General features: G+C 63.5%; 14 protein-coding genes. 7 read left to right on the top strand and 7 right to left on the bottom strand.

The features are described from left to right. Positions 1–18 precede the first annotated feature (18 nt). The 3 genes from HU729_RS20335 to HU729_RS20345 all read right to left on the bottom strand — a co-directional run bounded on the left by HU729_RS20335 (position 19) and on the right by HU729_RS20345 (position 2,380). Positions 19–1,281, bottom strand: a complete 1,263-nt coding sequence (locus HU729_RS20335) for an outer membrane protein transport protein (RefSeq protein WP_063545839.1) — start codon at positions 1,279–1,281, stop codon at positions 19–21. Between the two features lie 145 nt (positions 1,282–1,426). Then, positions 1,427–1,909, bottom strand: a complete 483-nt coding sequence (locus tag HU729_RS20340) for a hypothetical protein (RefSeq protein ID WP_065862201.1) — start codon at positions 1,907–1,909, stop codon at positions 1,427–1,429. Between the two features lie 246 nt (positions 1,910–2,155). Next, a complete protein-coding gene (locus tag HU729_RS20345) occupies positions 2,156–2,380 on the bottom strand; it encodes a hypothetical protein (RefSeq protein WP_186667127.1) in 225 nt (74 codons plus the stop codon). A 957-nt stretch (positions 2,381–3,337) separates the two neighbouring features. Between HU729_RS20345 and HU729_RS20350 the strand changes: the two genes are divergently transcribed. Both HU729_RS20350 and rmuC read left to right on the top strand, forming a co-directional pair. Then, a complete protein-coding gene (locus tag HU729_RS20350; protein WP_186667126.1) occupies positions 3,338–3,760 on the top strand; it encodes an SEL1-like repeat protein in 423 nt (140 codons plus the stop codon). A gap of 168 nt (positions 3,761–3,928) precedes the next feature. Continuing rightward, positions 3,929–5,302 carry a DNA recombination protein RmuC gene (rmuC, locus tag HU729_RS20355; RefSeq protein WP_186667339.1) on the top strand — a complete coding sequence of 458 codons (1,374 nt, stop codon included), beginning with the start codon at positions 3,929–3,931 and terminating at the stop codon, positions 5,300–5,302. Here the strand turns inward: rmuC and HU729_RS20360 are convergent. Both HU729_RS20360 and HU729_RS20365 read right to left on the bottom strand, forming a co-directional pair. Next, on the bottom strand, positions 5,274–8,750 hold the full coding sequence (locus tag HU729_RS20360) for a PAS domain-containing hybrid sensor histidine kinase/response regulator (RefSeq protein ID WP_186711370.1): 3,477 nt from the start codon (positions 8,748–8,750) through the stop codon (positions 5,274–5,276). The genes rmuC and HU729_RS20360 overlap by 29 nt on opposite strands. Before the next feature lie 152 nt (positions 8,751–8,902). After that, on the bottom strand, positions 8,903–10,087 hold the full coding sequence (locus HU729_RS20365) for an MFS transporter (RefSeq protein WP_186711371.1): 1,185 nt from the start codon (positions 10,085–10,087) through the stop codon (positions 8,903–8,905). 162 nt (positions 10,088–10,249) lie between these two features. Between HU729_RS20365 and HU729_RS20370 the strand changes: the two genes are divergently transcribed. From HU729_RS20370 to HU729_RS20385, 4 genes are all read left to right on the top strand, one after another. Further along, entirely contained in the window at positions 10,250–11,389 is a 1,140-nt protein-coding gene (locus tag HU729_RS20370) for a TDT family transporter (RefSeq protein WP_186711372.1), read from the top strand. Positions 11,390–11,518: 129 nt separating this feature from the next. Further along, positions 11,519–12,250, top strand: a complete 732-nt coding sequence (locus HU729_RS20375; protein ID WP_186711373.1) for a GntR family transcriptional regulator — start codon at positions 11,519–11,521, stop codon at positions 12,248–12,250. 129 nt (positions 12,251–12,379) lie between these two features. Further along, on the top strand, positions 12,380–13,654 hold the full coding sequence (locus tag HU729_RS20380; RefSeq protein ID WP_186711374.1) for an MFS transporter: 1,275 nt from the start codon (positions 12,380–12,382) through the stop codon (positions 13,652–13,654). Between the two features lie 25 nt (positions 13,655–13,679). Beyond that, the gene (locus HU729_RS20385; RefSeq protein ID WP_186711375.1) at positions 13,680–14,513 is read left to right on the top strand and encodes an amidohydrolase family protein; all 834 of its coding nucleotides are present in this window, start codon (positions 13,680–13,682) and stop codon (positions 14,511–14,513) included. 143 nt (positions 14,514–14,656) lie between these two features. Here HU729_RS20385 and HU729_RS20390 read toward each other — a convergent pair whose 3' ends face one another. Then, the gene (locus HU729_RS20390; protein ID WP_186711376.1) at positions 14,657–16,576 is read right to left on the bottom strand and encodes a methyl-accepting chemotaxis protein; all 1,920 of its coding nucleotides are present in this window, start codon (positions 16,574–16,576) and stop codon (positions 14,657–14,659) included. A 269-nt stretch (positions 16,577–16,845) separates the two neighbouring features. Between HU729_RS20390 and HU729_RS20395 the strand changes: the two genes are divergently transcribed. Further along, entirely contained in the window at positions 16,846–18,720 is a 1,875-nt protein-coding gene (locus HU729_RS20395; protein WP_186667110.1) for an MFS transporter, read from the top strand. A gap of 15 nt (positions 18,721–18,735) precedes the next feature. Here HU729_RS20395 and sugE read toward each other — a convergent pair whose 3' ends face one another. Beyond that, on the bottom strand, positions 18,736–19,053 hold the full coding sequence (gene sugE / locus HU729_RS20400) for a quaternary ammonium compound efflux SMR transporter SugE (RefSeq protein ID WP_186667108.1): 318 nt from the start codon (positions 19,051–19,053) through the stop codon (positions 18,736–18,738). Positions 19,054–19,215 lie beyond the last annotated feature (162 nt).

The following is a 19,215-nucleotide window of genomic DNA, read 5'->3' on the forward strand; positions in this document are numbered from 1 at the left end:
AATGCAGGTCGAACCTACTCAGAAGCGGTAGGTGAGCGAAGCTCCGATACCGTGAGCGCTGTTCTCGTACTTGGCCTGGTAAGTGCCTTTGGTGGCGCTGGCCAGGTTCACCTTGGTGTCCTCTTCCCACAGGTAGGAGTAGGCCACGTCGATGGTCACGTCGTCGGTCGGGCTGTAGCCGGCACCCAGGCTGAAGATCTTGCGATCGCCAGTAGGGATGCGCGGAGAGCGGTCGTGGTTGTTGGTCGGCGACTGATCGACGGTGAAGCCGGTGCGCAGGGTCCACTCCTTGTTCACCTTGTACGAGGCACCGATGGCGTGAGCCCAGGTGTCGTGCCAGTTCTGCTCTTCACTGATGGTGCCGAACTGGCCGGCCAGCGGGGCAGGGACGTCGTTGGTGACGGTGATGTCTTTCAGGCGGCTCCAACGGGTCCAGGTGCTGCCTGCGTACAGGGTCCACTGGTCGTCGAGTTCGTGGGTGACCGAGAAGTCTACCGACTCGGGCGTCTTGATCTTCAGGTCGGCGTCGAACTTGCTGCCGCTGAACGGGCCGATCAACGCGTTGTTGATCTTGGTCTTGCCTTCGAGCTTGTAGTCGACCATCGAGTGGTAGGTCAGGCCGAGGCGGGTACGGTCGGTGGCCTGGACGAGGATACCGATGTTGTAGCCCACGGCGGTGTCATCGCCCTTGATCTTCACTTCGCCATCATTGCGGCCAGGGGAGCGCGGGTTGATGGTGCTCGAACCCAGCTCGCCCTTGATGCGGTTGATGGTCGGGCCGAAACCGATCGACACCTTGTCGTTGAAGGCGTAGCTGACGGTCGGCTGGAAGGTGACCACTTCGACGTGGCTTTTCTTGCCCCAGTAGCGCGCCGCGTGGTTGCTGCCGTAGTCGGTGACCAGGCCGAAGGGCACGTAGACGCCGAAGCCCAGGCTCCAGTGATCATCGATTGGCTTGACGTAGTAGCCCATGGGCACGCCCACGAACGGCACCATGTCACCGTCCATTTTCCCGCCCAGGTTGCTGCCGCGGCCGGAAATGTCGGTCTTGGCGATGACGGCTGCGCCGCCTACGGTGATCTGTTCGCGCTTGAGGCGCGACATGCCGGCAGGGTTTCCGTAAATGGTGCTGGCATCGTCGGCAGAGGAAGAACGACCCGCAAAACCTGTCCCCATGCCACTGACGCTTTGTTCGTTGAGGGCGAAGCCGCTGGCGAACAGTTGGCTGGAAGCGAGCGCGATTGCGACGCCGAGAGAGGTTTTGAGCATGACTGTTTTCATTATTAGAACTCCTTGGGATCTCCGGGGCGAAAAGCTACCAACAAATCACGCACTACGCCATAGCCTGTATCGGCGGAGATAGAGCGGTTTTGTAGGACAATCCGACCAAAATTCCCTTTTTTCCGGTTTGTGCGTAGGACAGTTCTTAAGATGCCTGGGACATTATCGGATTTACCCAGCAGTGCCAGGCTTGGGTGAAATCACGCAGGCGTCCCTGGGGGTGGAATGTCTGTCGCCAGATTCGCGCCAGACCCAGAAGATCGTCGGCGGCGGGTAGAGGGGTGGCCTGTTCTTCGATGAGCATCCAGGCAATGGCGGTGGCATAGCGCAGGTTGACCGTCAGCTCCAGGTGCGGGCCGCCAAGGAAGGCATGCTGGCTGGCAAGCCCGCGTACCAGGCTTGCCAGCTCGGGGTCGCGGGCCAGGTAGTCGTCCCAGAGGGTCTGATGGCGCGTCTCGCCGATCCTGTACAGGCCGTGACCGCGACGGTCGTGCAGGGCCGCTCCAAGGCTGGACTGGCTGGCGGCGACCCCCAACAGCAAGGCTTCAGCGCTCGCGCTGTGGCGATCCAGGTAGATCAGCGTGGGGCGGATCACATATTGGCTCAACTCGTTCGCAGCGATACCCATGATGCCCTCGAACTGTCAGGGGCCGACGGGCGCTGGAGCTTGGCAGCTAATGGATGATCAGGCCCGCCGGAAGCGGCTCGCACCGCTCGAGTTGAAGTGTAGTGTGATAATCATGGTGTAAAGGGCTGTTTTTAAATCGATTGCTGCCGCAGCGCCTGCGCTATATGCCTTGTGGCAATTAAGCAAAGAGCGTTTCGGGCAGCGATCAGGGTCGCTCATTCATGGGGTGAATCCTCACCCATTCATTCATGCGACCAGCGACTGGCGGGTGCGATCGATTACCGCCTGCAGCGGCTCTGCACGGGTGTAGTGCTCTGGATACAGGCGCTCGGTGTGACAGGCCACGCCGTGTTCGTCGACCAGGGTGAAGCTGAAGCTGCCCTTGCGAGGGGCAACGATGAGGCACTTCAGTGGGGCGAAGGCCTGAGAAAGCGTGCCGAAGGCGCGCTGGATCTGATGGTGATTAGTCATTTTTTTAGATTTCCTGCTCAAGACACGGGTTTCGATCCGTGCACAATAGAAACGTTCCGGTGACGCCTTTATTAAGGGAGGCGAAAAACCTGACCGGAACAGAGCAGCCAGAGGTAGCGCAAGCACAAGTAAGGCGCCGGGCTGACTGGTAGGTACTTCGGAAGGCGGGCAGCATCCCGCGGACCAGGTTCTAGGCCGCTGGGTGAAGATCCCGATCAATCTGTCATTAGGTGATTCGTGCTGGAGCGGCTGTTGCCGTCGAGGGAATCATCGAGTGGGCCGGTCCTGGTTTCAGCGGTGCTACCCGGGGAGGGGGGCAATTCGCAAGGACATTGTGGCCAGAATTGACTTTCAGCTTGGTACTAACGACGGCCACACTACTGGAAGGATTGCCGAATGGCAAGCCCTTTTTGATTTTTCTTCAGCGAAGCCGATCATTATCTCTGTTCGCGGGGCTTCTGTGAAGAGGGCGCGATGCCGTGAAATGGCGCGGTTTTTTCTTCGTGGTGCAAGCCCGGGCACTTCGTTGGTGCACTTGTGCACACTTGGAGTATGACTTGTAACCGTTCTGCAACAAGCTCCCCGGACTCCGCCAATGACTTGACTGAGCCCTTAAGTCAATGAAAAAAAACACTTATTTTGGCTGGTGAAAAAATCGTCAGTTTGACTGTAAGCCCCATTCCACAGGGGTTTGCGGGCGCCAAGGGGGGGTTGTCCACCGAGTTATCCACAGGTTCTGTGGATTGTCCCTAGGGCTTGCTCTAGGACGGGCGTGCCAGCTGTTTTCAGAAGCGTCCGACACTGCGCCGAGGAAAATACCCACGACCTTTCTCTGGGGGGAAAACGTCAAGAAAAGAACCATGAAATATTTTTTCCCAACGCCCCAAGGTTGCACCGGGCCTTTGTCGAAAAAAAGGAGTAGAGTGGCGCGCCTTTCGAATCACCATCGCTGTTGTCATGAATTTTCGTGGTAAATCCCCCGCTGGATCCCCCGCCGTTGCGCCATTGGTTTCCCCCAAGCGCTTTTCCCTGAAAGTGGCCCTGTGGCTGCTCGACAACCCGCGCCTGGGCGACAAGCCCAGCGTCAAGCACCTTGCGGGGCGTATGCTCAAACAACCCGCCCGGCAAGGCGTGGTGGTGGCGCAGAGTCGCCTGGGGCAGATGCTCTGCCGTGACTGCGGCACTGCGCGGGATCGGCGTATCGGCCACGAGCTGCTGCGCCAGGCCGCCCGCGCAGGCGATAGCCGGGCTCAGCTCGAATATGGTCGGTTGTGCCAGGCGCAGGACCCCGAGCAAGCGCGGTACTGGCTGGAGCTGGCGGCAGGGCAGGGTTCGCAGGAGGCGCGGCGGCTGCTTGGGCTGCTGCCTTCGCTGCGATAGCACCGGCAAAAAACCTGTAAGCTGCGCACAATCTAAGCGTTGACCGGAGCAAGCATGGCAGTGGACCTGGCCAGTATTCTATTGGGCATCGTGGCTGCCGCGGTGCCATGTCTGGGGTGGGTGTTGCAGCTCCAGCGTCGGCTCGCTGCCCGCCAGGCCGAAACCGGCCTGATGCAGGAACGCCTGAGTGCCGCGCAGTTGGCCCAGGCCGGCCTGCAGGCGCAGCTCGAGGCCAGTCGCGACGAGATCAGCGACCTCAGCGAAGCCAACAGCCACAAACAGGCGACGCTCGCCGCGCAGAACCGCGAACTGGAACTGTTGCAGATCGATCGCGACAACGCCCGCGATGCTGCCCATGCCTGGAACCTGGAGCGCGCCACCCGCGAAGCCGAACTGCGTCGCCTGGAGGCCCAGGCCGCACGCCTGGACGCCGAACTGCGCGAGCAGCAGGAAAGCCACGCCCAGCGCCTGGACGACTTGCAGGAAGCCCGCGATACCCTGCGTGCCCAGTTCGCCGAGATGGCCACCAAGATTTTCGACGAGCGCGAGCAGCGCTTCGCCCAGACCAGCCAACAGCACCTGGGGCAATTGCTCGATCCGCTCAAGGAGCGCATCCAGGCCTTCGAAAAGCGCGTGGAAGAAAGCTATCAGCAGGAGGCCCGCGAGCGCTTCTCGCTGGGCAAGGAGCTTGAGCGCCTGCAGCAACTCAACCTGCGTCTGTCTGATGAGGCCACCAATCTCACCCAGGCGCTCAAGGGCCAGAAGACCCAGGGCAATTGGGGCGAGTTGATTCTCGAGCGGGTACTGGAGCATGCGGGCCTTGAGAAAGGCCGCGAATACCAGACCCAGGTCAGCCTCAAGAGCGCCGATGGCGAGCGTTTCCAGCCCGATGTGCTGATCATGCTGCCGGGGGACAAGCAGGTGGTGGTCGATGCCAAGGTCAGCCTCACCGCCTACCAGCAGTTCGTCTCCGGCAACGACGAGGCGGCGCTCAAACAGCACGTGCAGTCGTTGCGCAGCCACGTCAAAGGCCTCTCCAGCAAGGATTACAGTCGGCTGGATGGCTTGCACAGCCTGGATTTCGTATTGCTGTTCGTGCCCATCGAAGCGGCCTTCTCGGCAGCGCTGCAAGCTGAGCCGGGCCTGTTCCAGGAAGCCTTCGACCGACAGATCGTCATTGTCAGCCCCACCACCTTGCTCGCGACCCTGCGGGTCATCGACAGCTTGTGGAAGCAGGAGCGTCAGGGCCAGAACGCCCGCGAGATCGCCGAGCGTGCGGGTTGGCTGTACGACAAGTTCGTGCTGTTCATCCAGGACCTGGACGAGCTCGGTGCGCGCCTGCAGCAGGTCGACAAGGCCTACGCCGCAGCGCGCAACAAACTGTGCGAAGGGCGTGGCAACCTGATCAGCCGCAGCGAGCAGCTCAAGCTGCTGGGCGCGCGCGCCAGCAAGAGCTTGCCGGCCGACCTGCTGGAGCGGGCGCTGTCGGATGAGGCGCTGGCCGATGCAACGCTTACTGAACCAGGCTCAGATGCCGATTGAGCAAGGCGCGCAGGGCGGCGGGCTTGACCGGCTTGGCCAGGTAGTCCAGCCCGGCGGCATGCACCTGGGCGATGGTTTCGTTGCGCCCGTCGGCACTGATCACCACGCCAGGGACGGGTTCGCCCAGGCGCGTGCGTAGCCAGACCATCAGGCCGATGCCGGTTTCGCCATCGTCCAGGTGGTAGTCCACCAGCGCCAGGTGCGGGCGCATGCCCTTCAATAGCAGCGCCTCGCACTCGGCCTGATTGCGTGCGGTCCAGACCTGGCAGCCCCAGCGCCCGAGCAGGCTGTTCATGCCGATCAGGATGCTGTCTTCGTTGTCCACGCACAGCACCTGCAGCCCGGCGAGCGGCTGCCCGCCCGGTTCCACTGGCGCTGCGGGCGCTGCCACCGGATGCCTGGCGATCGGCACGCTGACCCGGAACACGCTGCCCTTGCCTGGCCATGAGCGCACTTCCAGGCGATGCCCGAGCACCCTGCACAGACCATCGGCGATTGCCAGGCCCAGGCCCAGGCCTTTTTCGGCGCGGGTCTGATGGCTGTCCAGGCGTTTGAACTCCTGGAAGATCACCTGCAGTTTGTCGTCGGCGATGCCCGGACCGCGGTCCCAGACCTCCAGCCAAAGGTGCTCGCCTTCACGCCGAGCGCCCAGCAGGATCGGGCTCTTGCCGTAGCGCAGGGCATTGGTGAGGAAGTTCTGCAGCACCCGGCGCAACAGTTTCATGTCGCTGGCGACTTGCAGTCGGCTGCCGCGCAAGCGGAATTCCAGGCCTTTCTCGGCCGCCAGTACCTTGAACTCGGCACCTAGGGTGTCGAACAGTTCGTTGAGCGCGAAGGGCTTGATGTCGGGGGTGACCTTGCCGTTCTCCAGGCGCGAGATGTCCAGCAGGTCGCTGATCAGCTCCTCGGCCGAGCGCAGCGAGCTGTCCATGTGCTGCACCAGTTGCTGGGCCTCCTCACTCAGGCCCTCGGCTTGTTGCGACAGGGCGGCGGAGAACAGCCGCGCGGCATTCAGCGGTTGCATCAGGTCGTGGCTGACGGCGGCGAGGAAGCGGGTCTTGGACTGGCTGACCGCCTCGGCATGGCTCTTGGCTTCCGACAACGCCTGGTTCAGTTGCGACAGCTCGTGGGTGCGTTCGGCCACGCGTTGCTCCAGCCCCTCGTTGGCATCCTTGAGCGCCTGTTCGGCTTCGCGGAACGGGGTGATGTCGGTAAAGCTCATGACGAAGCCCCCGCCGGGCATGGGGTTGCCGATCAGTTCGATCACCCGTCCGTTGGGGAACAGCCGTTCGGAGGTGTGCGCCCGGCCCTGGCGCATCCAGTGCAGGCGCCTGGCCACGTGCACCTGCGCCTCGCCCGGGCCGCACAGGCCGCGCTCGGCGTTGTAGCGGATGATGTCGGCGATCGGTCGGCCGACACTGATCAGCCCGTCGGGGTAGTTGAACAGCTCCAGGTAACGACGATTCCACGCCACCAGGTGCAGGTTCTGGTCGACCACACTGATGCCCTGGTTGATGTTCTCGATGGCGCCCTGCAGCAGGGCGCGGTTGAACTGCAGCACCTCGCTGGCTTCGTCGGCGATGCGCACGACGTCTTCGAGCTGCATGTCGCGGCCTTCGATGGCCGCCTTGACCACCGCACGGGTGGAGGAGGTGCCGAGCACGCCGGCAAGCAGGCGCTCGGTGTGTTCGATCCAGTCGCCGTCGGCGTTCTGGTTGGGGTTGAAGCCCTTGCCCTGGCGGTAGGCGAAGCGGATGAAGCTCTGCCGTGCGCGCTCCTCGCCAACGAAGCGCGCGGCGAGGTTGAGCAGATCGTCGATCTGCACCGCCAGCAGGGTGCGGCTGCTGGGGCGAGCGCTGGTTTGCTGGCCGATGAAACGCCCGGCCTGCCAGTGCTCGGAAACCCGGGTGCGCGAGAGGATCGAGACCCAGGCAAAGAGCATGAAGTTGCCCGCCAGCGACAGCACCACCCCTTGCGTCAGCGGGGTGATCGGCAGGTCCAGCGGGTTGCCGTGCAGCCAGGCAAGGCCGGGGAACAACTGCAGCGACCAGCCCAGGCTATGGGCGGCGATCGGCAGCACCAGGGTGTAGAACCACAGGAAGATGCCTGCGGCGAGGCCAGCGAACACGCCACGGCGGTTGGCCTGCTTCCAGTACAGGGCGCCGAGCATCGCCGGGGTCAGCTGGGTGACCGCGGCGAAGGCGATCTGGCCGATGGTCGCAAGGCTCGCGGTGGAGCCGAGCAGGCGATAGCTGACGTAGGCCAGCAGCAGGATGACCACGATGGTCACCCGGCGCACCGAGAGCATCCAGTGGCGGAAGGCCTCGAACGGGCGTTCGGCGTTGGTGCGTCGCAGCAGCCAGGGCAGCAGCATGTCGTTGGAGACCATGGTCGACAGCGCCACTGCCTCGACGATCACCATGCCGGTAGCGGCCGAAGCACCGCCGATGAAGGCGAGCAGGGCCAGGCTCGGGTGGGCCTCGGCCAGCGGCAGGCTGATGACGAAGGAGTCGGAAATCACCGTGCCCGGCAGCAGCATCTGCCCAGCCAGGGCGATCGGCACCACGAACAGTGCGGCCAGCACCAGGTACAGCGGGAACACCCAGCGCGCCAGGCGCATGTCCTGGGGCTCGATGTTTTCCACCACGGTGACGTGGAACTGCCGTGGCAAGCAAATGATCGCCATCATCGCCACGGCAGTCTGCACCACCATCGATGGCCAGTTGATGGTCTCCTGCCAGTAGTTTTCCAGATGGATCGACTGGCGCGCCTGGCTGAACAGGTCGTCGAAACCGTCGTACAGGTTGAAGACCACGAAGGCGCCGACGGCAAGAAACGCCAGCAGTTTGATCAGTGACTCGAAGGCGATGGCCAGCACCATGCCGCGATGGTGTTCGGTGACATCCAGGCTGCGCGTGCCGAAGACGATGGCGAACAGCGCCAGCACCAGCGACACCACCAGCGCCGTGTCCTGCACCCGGGTGCCGGTGGCGTCGGGGGTGGCGCCGATCAGCAGGTTGACGCCAAGCACGATGCCCTTGAGCTGCAGGGCGATGTAAGGCAGCACGCCGACCAGGCAGATCAGGGCCACCACCACCGCGAGCGTCTGCGACTTGCCGTAGCGGGCGGCAATGAAGTCGGCGATCGAGGTGATGTTCTGCTGCTTGCTGATCAGCACCATCTTCTGCAGCACCCAGGGTGCGAAGATCAGCAGCAGCACCGGGCCCAGGTAGATGGGCAGGAACGCCCAGAGCTGCTCGGCCGCCTGGCCGACCGCACCGAAGAACGTCCAGCTGGTGCAGTACACCGCCAGCGACAGGCTGTACACCCAGGCGCGCAGGCGCGGCGGCAACGGCGTGCTGCGACGGTCGCCGTAGAAGGCGATGGCGAACATGATGGCCATATAGGCCAGGGCGACCACGGCGATCAGCCCGCTGGACAACGACATGTAAACTCCGGAGCAAAAAGGAAAACGCGGTCCCGATCAATCAGTCTGGCACGCGGGCGCGGGTTCGTCAGCGCAGACGATGGTCGCAGTGGCAGGTGGTCGCAGGGGCCCCATGTGGGAGCGGGCTTGCCCGCGAAACGGCCAGCGCCGCTCTAAGCCTTTGCCCCTCGCGTCCCCAGCCAATAGAACAACGCCGCCAGCACCACCGACAGCACCAGCAGGTAGAACACCGCCACCGGCACCACATAGCCCAGGGCAAACCCGACCAGCACAGGCCCCAGCGCCGCGCCGAGGTTGGAGAGGTTCTGTGCGCCATAGTAGACGCCGCGCAGATGTTCCGGCGCGATCAGGTCGATGAACATGTACTCGGCGGGAATCACGATGATCTCGCCGAGGGTGAACACCAGCATGGCCAGGCACCAGGCCAGCACCGAGCCGGCCAACGAGAAACCCACCAGCCCGGCGATGAACAGCGCCATGCCAGCCATCAACCAAGGCATCAGGTGCTGGCGGCTGATGCGTCGGCCGATCAGGTATTGCAGGGCGATCACCGTCACCGCGTTGGTCGTCACCAGCACCCCGACCAACCGCGCCGCTTCGGCAGGGCTGGCGGTCACCACCAGGAATTGCGACAGGTAGGCCGTGAACTGGCCGAACACCACCGCGCTGAGCACCCCGCCCAGGGTGAAGCACACCAGGCGCCGGTCCCGCGCCAGCCCCATGGCGACCTGAACAAAGCCGGCACCGGGCCGTTGCGGCTCGCTGGGGCGCAGTTGGCGATCGCCCAGACGCTGGTAGACCAAGCACATGAGCAGGCCGATCAGCGCCGAAACCAGGAACGGCAGATGGCCATCGAGCTCGATCAGCGCCACTCCCAGCAACGGGCCGACGGCATAGCCGATGTTGCTGAGGGTGTACTTGATGGCGAACACCTCGGCGCGCTCATCCACCGGCAGCAGGGCGCAGAATCCGGCCTTGCTGGCGATGTCGACCACCGCCAGGGCGAGGTTGATCAGCACCAGGCACAGGAAGAACAGCGCCACCGAGGGGCTGAACATGGCGACGGCGAACGACAGCGTGAACACCAGGGTTGCGACGATGATCACCGTATGGTTGCGCAGCGTGTCGACCAGATGACCGCCATACAGGCTCAGCAACGAGGCGACGATCAGTGCCCCGCCGATCAGCAGGCCGATATGGCTGACCGACAACTGGAAGCTGTCCGACAGATAGACGACCAGATAGGGCAGGGTGATCGCGCGCGCCAGGGTCAGCACGAAGGTGGTGAGCAGCAGCACGCGGACAGCGGAGGGATAGCGTTTCAGTGCGGCGAGCATTGCCACGTCCTTGTTGTTGGAATTGTCGCAGGCAGCAAGCATAAGCCACCGGCTCTGGCTTGCGCTATATCTGCATAATAGATAACAGATAGAGAAAATAACCGTTATATGGATATTCTTTGCGGGCATAAGATGATTCCACCTTACACGAGGAATCTTGCCATGACCTGCCCACAGACTCGCGCTGCGTCCTTGCGGCCCTTCCACCAGTTGGCCCGCCCGCTGGAAGTGATCCGTCAGTTCACCCCGAACTGGTTTGCCGCGACCATGGGCACCGGTGTCCTCGCGCTGGCCTTGCGGCAGTTGCAGATACCGGCGCTGCATGGCGTGGCAGAAGGGCTCTGGTGGCTGACCATTGGCCTGTTCATCCTGTTCTGCGTGCTGTACGGCGCGCGCTGGTTGCTGTTCTTCGACGAGGCGCGGCGGATCTTCGCCCACTCCACGGTCTCGATGTTCTTCGGCACCATCCCCATGGGTCTGGCGACCATCCTCAATGGCGCGCTGGTGTTTGGCCTCGAGCGCTGGGGCGACGGCGTGCTGCCTTGGGTCGAGGCGCTCTGGTGGCTGGACGTGGCGCTGGCACTGCTGTGTGGCGTGGCAATCCCTTATCTGATGTTCACCCGCCAGGAGCACAGCATCGACCAGATGACTGCAGTGTGGTTGCTGCCGGTGGTAGCGGCCGAGGTGGCGGCGGCCAGTGGTGGCCTGCTGGCGCCGCACCTGGCGGATGTCCATGCGCAGTTCCTGGTGGTGGTGACCAGCTACGTGCTGTGGGCGGTGTCGCTGCCGGTGGCGTTCAGCATCCTGACCATCCTCATGCTGCGCATGGCGCTGCACAAGCTGCCGCCGGCCAACATGGCCGCATCCAGCTGGCTGGCGCTGGGCCCGATCGGCACCGGGGCGCTGGGCATGCTGCTGCTGGGCGGCGATGCGCCCGCAGTGTTCGCGGCCAATGGCCTGGGCAACCTGGGTGAAGTGGCACGCGGGTTGGGACTGGTGGCCGGGATGGTGTTGTGGGGCGCTGGCCTGTGGTGGCTGCTGACCGCAGTACTGATCACTCTGCGCTACATGCGCCAGGGCATGCCGTTCAACCTGGGGTGGTGGGGTTTCACCTTCCCGCTGGGGGTCTACAGCCTCGCCACCCTGAAGCTGTCGGCCTGGCTGGGCCTGGGTTTCTTCACCGTGTTCGGGCAAGTGCTGGTAGCGATGCTGGCGGTGCTCTGGCTGGTGGTGGCGAGCCGCACGCTCAAGGGCGCCTGGCGTGGCGAGCTGTTCGTCTCGCCCTGTATCGCAAATCGTTGAGTGCGTGGATCTTTTAGCGGGTGATCGTTCAAGCCGATAGGCGGAGGATTGACAGCGTTCAGGGCAGCAGGAATACTCTCGGAAAAATTCATATATATGTTTATATAACAAGACCAGAGACAGGCCTCCATGAACACATTGCCCGGTGATGCGCGTCTGCCCCGCTATCAACAACTGCGCGACCATATGGTCGAGCAGATCGCCAATAACCGCTGGCGCCCTGGTGAGGCCATTCCCACCGAAGCGGCCCTTGCCAGTGAGTTCGACATGTCGGTCGGCACCGTGCGCAAGGCCGTCGATGTGCTGGTGACCGAGGGCGTGCTGGAGCGCCAGCAAGGCCGCGGCACCTTCATTCGTCGGCCGCAGTTCCATTCCTCGCTGTTCCGCTTCTTCCGTTTCGAGTCGGCCAACGGCGAGCGTGCCGTTCCCGAGAGCCGCATCCTGTCCATCGAGCCAGTCCCGGCGCCCTCGGCGGTTGCCAGTGCCCTGGGCTTGGCGCCGGAAGCCGAAGTCATTCACATCGTGCGCCTGCGTCTACTCGGTGCCAAGCCGGTACTGGCCGAGGAAATCTGGCTGCCGCGCCAGACGTTCCAGCCACTGCTTGAGGTCGAGCTGGACCGCAAGGGCCCGCTGCTCTACCCGATCTACGAAGAGCTGTGCGGCCAGGTGGTGGCCTATGCCGAGGAGACCCTCACGGCCGAGTCGGTCGATGCCGTTCACGCGCGCCTGCTGCAGATGCCGGAGGGCAGTCCGGTGGTGGTGATCGAGCGTCTGGCCCGTGACTACGCCGGCAAACCGTTGGAATGGCGCCGTTCGCGCGGCCATGCCGAGCACTTCCGCTACCGCATCGATATTCGCTGACCGGGCGCTTCACGCCCCGTTGTGACGTCCGGCGCCGTGCCAGCACGGTGCCGTGGTTCTGCCTGCCCGGCCGGCGTGCGTCCGGCCGCTCTCTGACCTCGCACACACGACATAGAAGGATAAGAAATCATGTTCAGTTGGTACCGCGAAATCACCTCGCGCGAACGCAAGACGTTCTGGGCCTGCTTTGGTGGCTGGTCGCTCGATGCCCTTGAAGTGCAGATGTTCGGCCTGGCCATCCCGGCGCTGATCGCCGCGTTTTCCCTGACCAAGGGCGATGCTGGGCTGATCAGTGGTCTGACGCTGGTCACCTCGGCGATCGGTGGCTGGCTTGGCGGTACGTTGTCCGACCGTTACGGCCGGGTGCGCACCCTGCAGTGGATGATCCTCTGGTTCTCCTTCTTCACCTTCCTGTCGGCCTTCGTCACCGGCTTCTACCCGCTGCTGTTCGTCAAGGCCATGCAGGGCTTCGGCATTGGTGGCGAGTGGGCCGCGGGCGCGGTGCTGATGGCCGAGACCATCAACCCGAAATACCGCGGCAAGGTCATGGGCACCGTACAGAGCGCCTGGGCCGTGGGCTGGGGCCTGGCGGTGGGGCTGTTTGCGCTGATCTATTCGCTGGTGCCGCAGGAGTTCGCCTGGCGGGTGATGTTCTTCGTCGGCCTGCTGCCGTCGCTGCTGATCATCTGGGTGCGGCGCAACGTATCCGAGCCGGACAGCTTCCAGCGCCTGCAGAAGGAAAAGGCCATTCCCGTCAGCTTCACCAAGTCCATGGCCGGCATCTTCCGTCCTGAACTGCTGCGCGTGACCCTGCTGGGCGGGCTGCTGGGTTTGGGTGCCCATGGTGGTTACCACGCGGTGATGACCTGGTTGCCGACCTTCCTCAAGACCGAGCGCAACCTCTCGGTGCTCAACTCCGGCGGCTACCTGGCGGTGATCATCTTCGCCTTCTGGTGTGGTTGCGTGGTCAGTGGCCTGCTCATCGATCGTATTGGTCGGCGCAAGAACATCCTGCTGTTCGCCCTGTGCTGCGTGCTGACGGTGCAGGCCTACGTGTTCTTCCCGCTGAGCAATACGCAGATGCTGTTCCTCGGCTTCCCGCTGGGCTTCTTCGCCGCCGGTATCCCCGCGAGTCTGGGGGCGTTCTTCAACGAACTGTACCCGGCCGACGTGCGCGGTGCCGGGGTGGGCTTCTGCTACAACTTCGGCCGGGTGCTGTCGGCCGTGTTCCCGTTCCTGGTCGGTCACATGAGCGAATCCATGTCGCTGGGGGCAGCCATCGGCATCGATGCCGGCATCGCCTACGGCGTGGCAGTGATCGCCGCACTGTGCCTGCCGGAAACCCGCGGTCGCAACCTCGAGGCCCCTGCCTCGCCGCAGGTTGCGGGTGCGGTCGCCAAGTAACCTTCAATCGTCCCGAATGAGCATCATGCCGCAAACCCCTATATCCCCATTCACCGCGATCGACAGCCACGCCCACGTGTTCAGCTGTGGGCTGAACCTGGCAGCAGAGCGCCGTTACGCACCCACCTACGATGCGCCGCTGGGCGACTACCTGGCCCAGCTGGCCGGGCACGGTTTCAGTCATGGCGTATTGGTGCAGCCGAGCTTTCTCGGCACCGACAACAGCTACCTGCTGGCGGCGTTGCAAACTGCGCCCAGGCAATTGCGTGGGGTGGTGATGCTCGATCCTGGCGTTGCGCGCGACACCCTTGAGCAGATGGCGCGCCTCGGTGTACGCGGCGTGCGCCTGAATCTGATGGGGCAGGCCTTGCCTGATCTGCGCGACGCCGGTTGGCGGTCACTGCTGGAGCTCATCGGCGATCTGGGCTGGCATGTCGAACTGCATCGGCAGGTGGTCGATATACCGGCACTGGTGCGTGCCTTGCAGCCATATGGTGTGGATATCGTGATCGATCACTTCGGCAGGCCGGATGCACGCCTGGGGTTGGGGCAGCCGGGGTTTGCCGAGCTGCTGACCCTGGGCGGGCAGGGCAAGGTGTGGGTGAAGGTGTCGGGGATCTATCGCCTGGGTGGCTCGCCCGAGCAGAACCTGGACTTCGCCCGCCAAGCGCTGTGCGCCCTGGAGGCGCACTATGGCGCGGACCGGTTGATGTGGGGCAGCGACTGGCCGCATACCCAGCATGAGTCGGTGATGAGCTTTACGGCGGTGGTCGAGCAGTTCGATGCACTGGGCTGCTCGCCTGCGCTGCGTCGGTCGCTGTTGGTGGACACGGCGCGGGGGCTGTTCGGGTTCGCGTAGGGGCAACTGTCTTTTTCACAATCTAAAGGCCAGCCCAATCCTTGTAGGAGCGGGCTTGCCCGCGAACACGGGCGTAGCCCGTGCCAGGCAGCGCGGTGTCTTTTTCGCGGGCAAGCCCGCTCCTACAAGAGGTTCTCGGTCTGTCAGAGGCGGAACCGGCTGATCATCTGCTGCAATTGCCCACCCAGTCGCGCCAGTTCGACGCTGGACACCGAGGTCTGCTCACTGGCCTCGGCGGTCTGTTCGGAAATATCCCTCACCGTCACCACGCTGCGGCTGATCTCCTCGGCCACAGCGCTCTGCTGCTCGGAGGCTGCCGCAATCTGCTGGTTCATCAACTGGATGCCCGATACCCGCTGAGTGATGCCCTCCAGCGCAACGCCGGCCTCACGTACCAGCGCCACGCTGCTTTCGGTCAGGCTCTGGCTTTCTTCCATCAGGTCGCTGACCGAGCGCGTGCCTTGCTCCAGGCTGCTGATCGCCGATTCGATTTCTTCGGTCGAGGCCTGGGTGCGCTGGGCCAGGCTGCGTACCTCGTCGGCGACCACGGCAAAACCACGACCGGCCTCGCCAGCGCGGGCGGCCTCGATGGCGGCGTTGAGCGCCAGCAGGTTGGTCTGCTCGGCCACGGCCTTGATCACGTCCATCACCTTGCCGATGCGTTGGCTTTCGTTGCGCAGGGCGTCCATCGCCTCATTGGTGGCATCGACCTGGCTGGCCAGGCGGCCGATCTGGGTCACGGCGCGGGTGACCACACTGTCGCCTTCGCGGGCCTCGAGATCGGTGGCGCTGGCGGCCACCGAGGCTTCGCCAGCATTGCGCGCCACTTCCTGCACGGTGGCGGCCATTTCCTGCATCGCGGTGGCGACCTGGTCGGTCTCCTGGCGCTGGCTGCTGGCGCCGGCGCTGGTTTGCGCGGTGATCGCCGAGAGCTCTTCGGTAGCACTGGCAATCTGCGAGATGCCGTCGCGCACGCCGCCGATCAGTTGGCGTAGCTTGGTAGTCATGCCATGCAGGCTGTTCTGCAACTGGCCGAGTTCATCACGGCGACTGCTGCTGGGTTGTTCGCCCAAGTTGCCGTCGGCCACCTCCTCCAGGGCGTGCAGGACCCGTTGCAGCGGCTGGCTGATCTGCCGGGCGATCAGTATCGCCAGCAGGGCGCCGAGCAGCAGGGCGAGGGCGGTGGTGGCGAACTGCAGCGTCTTGGCGAACTGGCTGTCATTGACCACGGCCACCGCCTGGCTGTCGAGCAATTGGCCGATCAGGGTGGTGAGGGTCGCGACGTCATTGCCCATGTTGGCGCGGTAGTCCATCAGGTTGCGGGTTTCGCCACGGAAGGCCTCGACGGCGGCGGCGTAGGCACGCACCTGTTCGTTCAGTTGGCGGAATTCGTCGGCGAACTGGCCATTGAATGTCGCGGTCAGGGTCGGCAGGTCGTTCACCGTGGTGGCGATCTGCGCATTCATCACCTGCTCGGTGTCTGCGTTGGTGTTGCCGGTGTAGCCACGTACCTGGTAGCGCAGCAGGATCAGGTTCTCGCGGATCTGATTGATCGCTTCGCTGCGCACGTAGCGCTGTTCGGCATCGGGCAACGCGCGGACCTGCTTGCGGATGCCGTCGATCGTGGCGAACGACTGGGTTGCAAGCCCACCCATCTCTTTTTGCGCCACGCGCATGATGCGGTACGACTGCAGGCTCTGTTCCTGGTTGCGGGCATAGGCCTGCAGGGCCTGCTCGGCCTTGTCGAGGGTCTGCAGGTTGGTCGCGTTGCGCATGATGCCGTGGAGTTTCGTCAAACGGGCCTGGAAGGCCGCCAGTGTCTGTTGCAACGCCTTGTCTTGTGCTTCGTCGCCACTGGACATGGCGTGTTGCAGGCGCGCCTCGCGCAGATCGCCCAGGGCATCGTTGAGGGCGGAAACATCGCTGACCACTTCGCTGCGCCGCACCATGCTGCCCAGGGCGTCCCAGCCAATCAGCGACTGGGCCAGGGTCAGCACGAGGACCAGGCCAAAACCGAGGCCGAGTTTGTGTGCGATCTTCAGATCGCCGAACCAGGTGAACATCTGCTGCTGTACTCCTTTTCTTGTGCATTGGAGGAGAGCCGAAGGCTGATCCTGTTACCGGATTTAGTCATCTATATGAATTATCGGCAGCCTTGCAATAATCTGAAAAGAGTTTGCAGAAAAAATAATGGCATATAGCCATTAATCGATTCGTTGTGTGTCATGTGGTTCGCAGGCCAGTTGCCAGGGATGGGAAATCCCGTGCAGATTTGTGGCTTCTCGCGATGAGCAGACCTCCAATTGACAACGCCCTCTCAGGAACAAGGACGATGAGTCATTCCTCGCAATTCACCTTGCTCGGCAAGCGGCGCTTTCTGCCGTTCTTCATCACCCAGTCGCTGGGTGCCTTCAACGACAACCTGTTCAAGCAGTCGCTGATCCTGGCGATCCTCTACAAGCTCAGCCTGGAGGGCGACCGTTCGATCTGGGTCAACCTTTGCGCGCTGCTATTCATCCTGCCGTTCTTCCTGTTCTCGGCGCTGGCCGGGCAGTTTGGCGAGAAGTTCGCCAAGGATGCGCTGATCCGCGCGATCAAGCTGGCTGAAGTGGTGATCATGGTGATTGGCGCGGTGGGCTTTCTCAGTGATCACCTGGAACTGATGCTGCTGACATTGTTTGCCATGGGCACTCATTCGGCGCTGTTCGGGCCGGTGAAGTACTCGATCCTGCCCCAGGCCTTGCGCGAAGACGAACTGGTCGGCGGCAACGGGCTGGTGGAAATGGGCACCTTCCTGGCGATCCTGGCCGGCACCATCGGTGCCGGGGTGATGATGTCCTCGGGCAACTACGCCACGGTGGTGGCCGGAGGCATCGTCGGCACTGCGGTGCTCGGCTACCTGGCCAGCCGCTGGATCCCGCGGGCGGCGGCGGTGGCGCCGCAGATGAAGCTGGATTGGAATATCTTCAAGCAGTCCTGGGCCACCTTGCGCCTGGGCTTGGGGCAGACCCCGGCGGTGTCGCGCTCGATCGTCGGCAACTCGTGGTTCTGGTTCGTCGGGGCGATCTACCTGACGCAGATCCCGGCTTACGCCAAGGACTGGCTGCATGGCGACGAGACCGTGGTCACGCTGGTGCTGACGCTGTTCTCGGTGGGCATTGCCGTGGGGTCGCTGCTGTGCGAACGCCTGAGCGGGCGCAAGGTGGAGATCGGCCTGGTGCCGTTCGGCTCGTTCGGCCTGACCCTGTTCGGCCTGCTCTGGTGGTGGCATTCGGGTGATGTGCCAGCCGCTGCTGCGCCACACGATTGGCTGAGCCTGTTGGGCATGAGCCAGGCCTGGTGGATCATGGTCTCGATCGTCGGGCTTGGTGTGTTCGGCGGTTTCTACATCGTGCCGCTGTACGCCCTGATCCAGGCGCGTACGCCTGAAGACCAGCGCGCCCGGGTGATCGCCGCGAACAACATCCTCAATGCCCTGTTCATGGTGGTCTCGGCGATCGTCACCATCGTCCTCTTGAGCCTGGCCGACCTGAGCATCCCGCAGCTGTTCCTGGTGGTGTCGCTGCTCAACATTGCGGTCAACGCCTACATCTTCCGCATTGTTCCTGAATTCACCATGCGCTTCCTGATCTGGCTGCTCAGCCATTCGATGTACCGCGTCGAGCACCGCGACCTCGATCGTATCCCTGACGAGGGGGCGGCGCTGTTGGTGTGCAACCATGTGTCGTTCGTCGATGCGCTGCTGATCGGCGGTGCGATCCGCCGACCGATCCGTTTCGTCATGTACTACAAGATCTACAACCTGCCGGTGCTCAACTTCGTGTTCCGCACTGCCGGGGCCATCCCGATTGCCGGGCGCAGTGAGGACGAGGCGACGTACGAGCGGGCCTTTGCGCGCATTGCCGAGTACCTGCGGGCGGGTGAGGTGGTGTGCATCTTCCCGGAAGGCAAGCTGACCGCCGATGGTGAGATCGATGTGTTCAAGGGCGGGGTCAACAAAATTCTCCAGGAAACCCCGGTGCCGGTGATTCCGCTGGCTTTGCAGGGGCTGTGGGGGAGCTTCTTCAGTCGCGATCCGGCCAAGGGCTTTCTGCGCCGGTTATGGTCGCGGGTGACCCTGGTGGCCGGTGCCGCCATCCCGGTGGAGGCGGCCCAGCCTGAAGCGCTGCGCGAGAAGGTCAGTGCTCTGCGCGGCGACTTGCGTTGAGGGAAAGGGCGAAGGTCAGCTGGCGCTGACCTTCAGGCCGATCAGGCCGGCGACGATCAGCGCAACGCTGAGCAGTCGTACCAGTGCCATGGATTCGCCGAACAGGATGATCCCGGCGATTACCGTGCCGATCGCGCCGACGCCGGTCCAGATGGCGTAGGCAGTGCCCAGCGGCAATTCCTTCATGGCCAGGCCAAGCAGGCCCAGGCTCACGGCCATGGCGGCGACGGTCAGTGCGGTAGGGAGTGGGCGAGTGAAGCCATCGGTGTATTTGAGGCCGACAGCCCAGCCGACTTCGAACAGGCCGGCGAAGAACAGGATGATCCAGGACATGATGATTCTCCATCGTTGAAAGATGGGGCCGTCCCCGGATTGGTCACGCGTTGCGTCGTGAGGTCGTCCTCACAGTGCGCACTATATTGCACATCTGTAGGGTTGCAGGCAAGTGGTGGCTGTCCGGGCCTCTTCGCGGGCAAGTCGCGGCGGCGAACCGCC

It is taken from the genome of Pseudomonas sp. RW10S2 (assembly GCF_014268985.1).
Taxonomy (GTDB): domain Bacteria; phylum Pseudomonadota; class Gammaproteobacteria; order Pseudomonadales; family Pseudomonadaceae; genus Aquipseudomonas; species Aquipseudomonas wayambapalatensis.

Coding starts and splice junctions, on each gene's coding strand:
- HU729_RS20380 (WP_186711374.1), top strand. CDS start 12,380: ATGTTCAGTTGGTACCGCGAAATCACCTCGCGCGAACGCAAGACGTTC.
- HU729_RS20335 (WP_063545839.1), bottom strand. CDS start 1,281: ATGAAAACAGTCATGCTCAAAACCTCTCTCGGCGTCGCAATCGCGCTC.
- HU729_RS20385 (WP_186711375.1), top strand. CDS start 13,680: ATGCCGCAAACCCCTATATCCCCATTCACCGCGATCGACAGCCACGCC.
- HU729_RS20370 (WP_186711372.1), top strand. CDS start 10,250: ATGACCTGCCCACAGACTCGCGCTGCGTCCTTGCGGCCCTTCCACCAG.
- HU729_RS20395 (WP_186667110.1), top strand. CDS start 16,846: ATGAGTCATTCCTCGCAATTCACCTTGCTCGGCAAGCGGCGCTTTCTG.
- HU729_RS20375 (WP_186711373.1), top strand. CDS start 11,519: ATGAACACATTGCCCGGTGATGCGCGTCTGCCCCGCTATCAACAACTG.
- HU729_RS20390 (WP_186711376.1), bottom strand. CDS start 16,576: ATGTTCACCTGGTTCGGCGATCTGAAGATCGCACACAAACTCGGCCTC.
- HU729_RS20350 (WP_186667126.1), top strand. CDS start 3,338: ATGAATTTTCGTGGTAAATCCCCCGCTGGATCCCCCGCCGTTGCGCCA.
- HU729_RS20365 (WP_186711371.1), bottom strand. CDS start 10,087: ATGCTCGCCGCACTGAAACGCTATCCCTCCGCTGTCCGCGTGCTGCTG.
- HU729_RS20345 (WP_186667127.1), bottom strand. CDS start 2,380: ATGACTAATCACCATCAGATCCAGCGCGCCTTCGGCACGCTTTCTCAG.
- HU729_RS20360 (WP_186711370.1), bottom strand. CDS start 8,750: ATGTCGTTGTCCAGCGGGCTGATCGCCGTGGTCGCCCTGGCCTATATG.
- HU729_RS20340 (WP_065862201.1), bottom strand. CDS start 1,909: ATGGGTATCGCTGCGAACGAGTTGAGCCAATATGTGATCCGCCCCACG.
- sugE (WP_186667108.1), bottom strand. CDS start 19,053: ATGTCCTGGATCATCCTGTTCTTCGCCGGCCTGTTCGAAGTCGGCTGG.